Here is a 6643-nt window from a genome sequence, read left to right on the forward strand (position 1 = left end):
AGCTATTTTTCACGCAAATTTGTAAGCACACACCACAGTATTTACTAAGAAAATTTGCGGTATTTTAAGTTTTACTCTGCTTTTATAGATATTTATACGGAGATTGTTATTCTTAAACAAAGCATAATAATTTAAGGAATTTTACAAAAATGAACACTTCTAAACCAAACCAAGTAGGTGTATCTATATTCATGGGCGTTTTGGTCATTTTGACCAGCATTAGCATCATCACGATTATGAATATGTTTTAAGTTAAATGTTGATTGTGAGTTTTAGCGAAAAAACTTTACATAAACCTGTTCAAAACTGAGCAGGTTTTTTTACATTTTGTAATTTAAAAGTACTTTCTGCAACAAAATTATTATTTTTAGTCAGTCTAGGTAAAAGAGCAGTATTATTTAATTGCTCAGACTAAGTAAAAACAATTTTGCTAGGAACAAAAATAGCTGTAGATTTATCCGTAATACTAGATTTTGAGCTTGTAAAAGTTATAAGAAGCTTGAGGATTAGTTACGGATGCTGCAAAAATTTACTGCGAATACTAAATTAAGAAATCTGAAACAGTTATTCGTTACCATTACGTTGTTAACTCCGCTGTTAATCACAATTCCGGTTTACGCAGAAAAACCAGAGCATCTCAAGCAGCTAATAGACACAAACAAGTGTCCTAAATGTGATTTAAGCCGGGCAAAATTAAGTCGGAAAAAGTTAATTCGGGCTGATTTATATCAGTCTAACTTGAGCGGTGCAGACTTGAGTGGTACAGATTTGAGTGGCGCTGACTTGCGTAATACTGATTTGCGTAAGGCTGAACTATTTCGAGCCAATTTATTTCGCGCCGACTTGGGGAGTGCAAACCTGAGTAATGCAAACTTGAGTGGGACAGATTTGAGTGGCGCTGATTTGCGTAATGCTAATTTAACTAGTGCTGATTTAAGTAATGCCGATTTGAGTGGTGCTAATTTGAGCGGTGTAACTCTGAGTTACGCTAACCTCCGGAGTGTGCGATTTGATAATGTCAACCTCCAAGGCGTGAATCTCAATGGCGTAGACCTGAGTAATGCAGATTTGAGAAACTTTAACTTTCGTGGTGTGTCTCTCAATGGTGTTAACCTCAGTCGAGTGAACTTGAATAGTTATAACTTGAGGGGTGTAGAACTGAAAAATGCGAATCTCAGTTATGCTGGTTTACAAAATACTGACTTGAGTAACGCACAACTTAACGGTACTGACTTGCAAAATGCTAACCTCTACAATGCTAATTTGCAGGGTGCAGACCTGAGTGATAGCAAACTTAATGGAGCAAACTTGCAGAATGCAGATTTAAGGGGCGCAAATCTTGATGCGGATAGGCTACCGGACAACATTCGTGCTGATGCTGCTGATTACAGCCGTTGGGGAGATACTCTCAGCCGTAAACGGAGATATGAAAGCGCGATCGCATATTACAACAAAGCTATAGAATTAAATCCTCAAGATGCTCAAATTTACACTAGTCGCGGTTTGGCTGCTAGTAAATTGAAAAATTACTCCGCCGCACTCGCTGATTTCAACAAAGCGATTGAAATAAACCCTAGCTATGCCAGAGCATACAGCAGTCGCGGACTGATTCGCATCGAGCAAAATGATTATCCAACCGCCTTAACTGATTTTGACCAAGCAATTCGCCTCGACTCCAATAATGCTGAAGCTTATAATGGACGCGCCACAATTCGCCTTAGTCAAAAAGATTATGCCGCAGTAATCACCGAAACTTCTCAAGCGATTAGAATCAATTCTAAATTTGCAGCCGCTTATCATAACCGAGGTTTAGCTCGCTTTGCCCTGCAAGATTATCAAGGCGCAATTCAAGATTATGACAAAGCCATTGATAATTCTAGTAGTTGGGCTTGGGCATATCTTAATCGTGGACAGGCTCGCGCAGCCATAGGCGAACATAAAGATGCAACTAAAGATTATGACCGAGCTATTGAAATCGATGAAAACTATATCGAAGCTTACTATCAACGCAGTTTAGCCCGGTTTAATCGTAAAAGATATGAGGATGCAATTAAAGATAGCGATCGCATTCTTCAAAGAGATCCCAACCATGCAGCAGCTTATGAAAATAAAGGTAACTCTTTATTAGCTTTGAAAAAGAAACCAGAAGCTAAACAAGCCTTTGAACAAGCGATGAAAATTTACGCCCAAAAGCAAGATAGTAATAGTTTACAACGAGTGCAGCAAATTATTGGAGAAATTGAGGGCATAGGCAAAGCCTTGCCAAAGCATCGTCAAACAAATCTCAAATAATTAACTACTTTTAGGCTTTACAAACATCCTCTCAGGACTTAACGCGATGTGCGACTTATTCTTAAAACCCCTCTCCAAACCTCTCCCCGCAGCGGAGAGAGGCTTTGAGTATTACTCCCCTTCCCTGGTAGGGAAGGGGTTGGGGGTTAGGTTTGAAAGAAAGTTGCACACCACGTGACTTACGCAAAAATAACGTATTTTCGTCATTGCGACCGTAGGGAAGCAATCGCAACGCCTTGATTTTCTTTGCCAGTCCGTAACTCCTACCTCTTACAGCGCAATCTCATAGTAAGGTAATGGATTTTGCCCAGCACCCATAAGCCAGCGTGCATCGGGTTTCCATGCGCCGTTAAGTTCTTCGCGGCGACGGGTGTAGACGGTTAACTGATTTTCGGCAATTTTCAGCAGGTTGTATTGCCAAGGATAACCGGGGTTAAGTTCTTGGGTGGGTGCGCCGAAAGTTCCTGCACAGATGCGGTCAAGTTTGCGACCATTTGCACTCATATCATAACGGTAGAGATTAGTTTCGGCTTTGTGGACGTGTCCGTGGAGGAAGAGGCGGAAACCTGCGACGGCTAACTGTTCCATGAAGCTTTGGTCTTTGATGCGGTCTTCCCAGGCGCTATCGAGGGGATGATGCCATACTGCAATTTTGATGCAGTTTTTATATTCTTGATTGCGGCGAATTTCGGTGAGGGCGTTGCTGAGTGCATTTATATTAATGTTGGCACGGGATTTGTAATGATGATCCAATTGCCAAGCGGAGTTTAACCCTAGTATGAGTAGGTTTTGCGTGGGGAAATAGTCGAGGGTGTATTGTTGGTCATAGTCTAGGGGATAGGGTTTGGTTTTGATGATTTGGTAGAAGTGGCTGAAGTGTTCAAAGCGTTGTTTGTATTTTTCTTCGTCTCGCGCTTCGATGTAATTACCGCCATCAATATAGTTTCCTTCTTGGAGTTTGCCTTCATATTCTTCGCGCCGATATAAGTTGTAAGCTTTTTTTGCTAGTGACCAATTGAGGTCATGATTACCGGGGACGATGATAATTTGCTCTGGTTCGAGGGTGAATTCTTGGCGGAGTTCGTCAAGGAATTGTTGGGCGGCTTCGTATTCTTCGGGGATTGATTTGTTGGCGATGTCGCCGGAGAGAATGAGGGCATCAAGGTGAGGAATATCAAGTTCGTTTTGTAAGTCGCTTGCTAGTTGGTTAGACCAGAGTTTGGCTTGGTCAGGTGTGCCGAAATGCAGGTCTGAGAGGTGGAGAATGTGCATTAGAGAAGTTTTAATTGGCTGGTATGGGGGAAGAGACGGTAATGGTTTTGGTTCAGTTAGGCAATTATAGTATTGACAGTTTTCTTGTATTGATTCCAGTATTTTTAACACATAACGCAGCATTTCTCCATTATTTGCTGCTGCAAATTCTTCATTGTTTAACAGATTCATAAGCTGGGGAATCGCTGCCTCTGATTTAATTTCTAGCAGGGCAGATACTGCAATATCACGTACATTTGAATCTTTATCTTCTAATAAGTTAAGTAAATTAGAAATCGCCTTATCTGGCTTGATTTCTGCTAGAGCAAGTGTTGCATTATAACGCACATCATAATCTTCATCTTTTAGCAATTCAATTAGTCCAGGAATCGCTTCCTTTAACTTAATTTTTCTGAATGTAGATGCCACAACTCTACGTACATCTGTTTCTTCATGCTTTAGCATATCAATTAGACTGGAAAATGCTGCATCTGATTTTATATTTTTACTAGCAGATACTACATTACAAATAGCAAACACCACATTATAATGTATATCTGAATCTTCATTTTTTAACAATCTAGTTAGCGCAGGAATTGCCGCTTCTGATTTAATTTTTCCCAAGGTATCTGCCGCAATTCTACGCACATCAAATTTTTCATGTTCTAGCAATTGAATTAGTCCAGGAATTGCCGCTTCTGATTTGATTTCTACCAGGGCATATGCCGCAATTCTACGCACATCAAATTTTTCATGTTCTAGCAATTGAATTAGCGCAGGAATTGCCGCTTCTGATTTAATTTTTCCCAAGGTATCTGCCGCAATTCTACGCACATCAAATTTTTCATGTTCTAGCAATTGAATTAGCGCAGGAATTGCCGCTTCTGATTTAATTGCTCCCAAGGTATCTGCCGCAATTCTACGCACATCAAATTTTTCATGTTCTAGCAATTGAATTAGCGCAGGAATTGCCGCTTCTGATTTAATTTCTCCCAAGGTATCTGCCGCAATTCTACGCACATCAAATTTTTCATGTTCTAGCAATTGAATTAGCGCAGGAATTGCCGCTTCTGATTTAATTTCTCCCAGGGCGGATGCCGCACTGTAACGCACAAAAGAGTTTTCGTCCTCTAGTAATTGAATTAGTCCAGGAATCGCCGTTTCTGATTTAATTTCTCCCAGGGCAGATGCCGCAATACTACGCACATCGGAGTTTTCGTCTTCTAGTAATTGAATTAGTCCAGGAATCGCCGTTTCTGATTTAATTTCTCCCAGGGCAGATGCCGCACTACTGCGCACATCGGAGTTTTCGTCTTCTAGTAATTGGATTAGTCCAGGAATGCCCGTTTCTGATTTGATTGCTCTCAGGACAGATGCTGCACTCCTACGCACATCGAAGTTTTTATCTTCTAGTAATTGAATTAGTCCAGGAATGCCCGTTTTTGATTTAATTGCTCTCAGGGCAGATTCTGCACTCCTACGCACATCAGAGTTTTCATGTTCTAGTAATTGAATTAGTCCAGGAATCGCCGTTTCTGATTTGATTGCTCTCAGGGCAGATTCTGCACTCCTACGCACATCAGAGTTTTCATGTTCTAGTAATTGAATTAGTCCAGGAATCGCCGTTTCTGATTTGATTGCTCCCAGGGCAGATGCCGCACTGTAACGCACAAAAGAGTTTTCATCTTTTAGTAATTGAATTAGTCCAGGAATCGCCGTTTTTGATTTGATTTCTCCCAGGGTATCTGCCACATTTCTACGTACATCAGAGTTTCCATGTTCTAGTAATTTAAGTAGCCCAGGAATCGCCGTTTCTGATTTGATTTCTCCCAGGGCATCTGTCGCACTACTACGCACATCGGAGTTTTCATCTTCTAGTAATTTAAGTAGCGGAACAACTGCTTGTGATGATTTAGTTAAACCTAAAAGGCGGATTTTAAATAATAAAGGAATTTTTAAACCAACAACTAAATTAACTGTATGTTGCTGCAACTCTGGCTTGACTGCACCTGCTAACTTTGCACCTAACTGCCAATCTACATCTAACGCTAAGTTCACCACTTGTATTGCTTGCGTCTCATCGTCCACCAATTCCAGCATTAATTTCAGGGGTTCAGTCCATTTTAAATAATTCAAATACTCTCGCTGAAGACAGCCATCACTGAGGTTTGGTAACTGCTGGAGCAAACATTCGGCGGTGTAATATTCCTGAATTAGTTGGTGGCGAAATTCAATTTGGTCATTTGCACCCAGTTGAATTAAATGATGGTTGAGTAAATCTTGCAGCCATTGTAATGCTCTGTCACGGGGTCTATCAAATTGCTCATCTCGCAAAAACTGCGTTAAAACTTCCTCGGCTGCTGACTTGGGTATGGCGACATTTAATTCTGTCAGCTTGTCCCCGTTGGTCATGTAGAACGCCAGATGTTTTAATAACGAGAACCACCACCGCCGAGACTCATCTGTAACTGGGATATCTTGGCGATATTGACGCTCATAGCTTTGGGTAAACTGGCGAAACACTAAACCCAAGTTCGGCGGGATGTTTCCTGTGGCTTGAAACAACGAACACAGCATTAACAGCAACAAGGGCGTTTCGCCAAACTCGCGCAACCTGTCACCCAGGTTCTGCAACATCTGCTCACCCTGTTCTGGCAAATAGGCGCGGACAAATTCCTGCATCTGTTCTGCTGTCAGGGGTTGCATTTCCAGCTTTTTGGTAATGCCTAAATCACCGCCCACGCCTAAATCTCGCGTGGTAAAAATCATCGGCGTGGTTTTTTCGTAGTTTTGCCGGAATTTATACAAATCTTGCCGCGCTTTCTCTGAGGGTAATTCGTTGATACCATCTACCAGCAGTAATAATTGCCCGTCACACAGCAGTTGTTCTATGGTTGTGGTGTCTAGCAGTAGGCGATGGCGCATCAAGAAATCTCGAATCAAGTCCAGCACTGAGGTTTGGTAATAGCGCAACTCTACCAGCACGGGAATTTGACCTAACCCCCCGACCCCCTTCCCTCGTAGGGAAGGGGGAGAATGAACTCCCTTCTCCGTTTCGGGGAGGGAAGGGGGAGAATTAGCTCCCCTCTCCGTGTCGGGG

Annotated in this window: 2 protein-coding genes; one reads left to right on the top strand and one right to left on the bottom strand. The window is 41.8% G+C overall.

Features of this window, described 5'->3' with window-relative positions:
• The first annotated feature begins 516 nt into the window (after window positions 1–516).
• The gene (locus IQ259_RS21825) at window positions 517–2292 is read left to right on the top strand and encodes a pentapeptide repeat-containing protein (protein ID WP_193888092.1); all 1776 of its coding nucleotides are present in this window, start codon (window positions 517–519) and stop codon (window positions 2290–2292) included.
• Window positions 2293–2562: 270 nt separating this feature from the next.
• On the opposite strand, the gene IQ259_RS21830 is transcribed toward IQ259_RS21825, so the two are convergent.
• The coding region (locus IQ259_RS21830; RefSeq protein ID WP_193888094.1) for a HEAT repeat domain-containing protein at window positions 2563–6643 on the bottom strand (4081 nt) is incomplete at its 5' end.

The sequence above is a fragment of the Fortiea sp. LEGE XX443 genome (genome assembly GCF_015206815.1).
In the GTDB taxonomy this organism is placed as follows: Bacteria; Cyanobacteriota; Cyanobacteriia; order Cyanobacteriales; family Nostocaceae; genus Nostoc_B.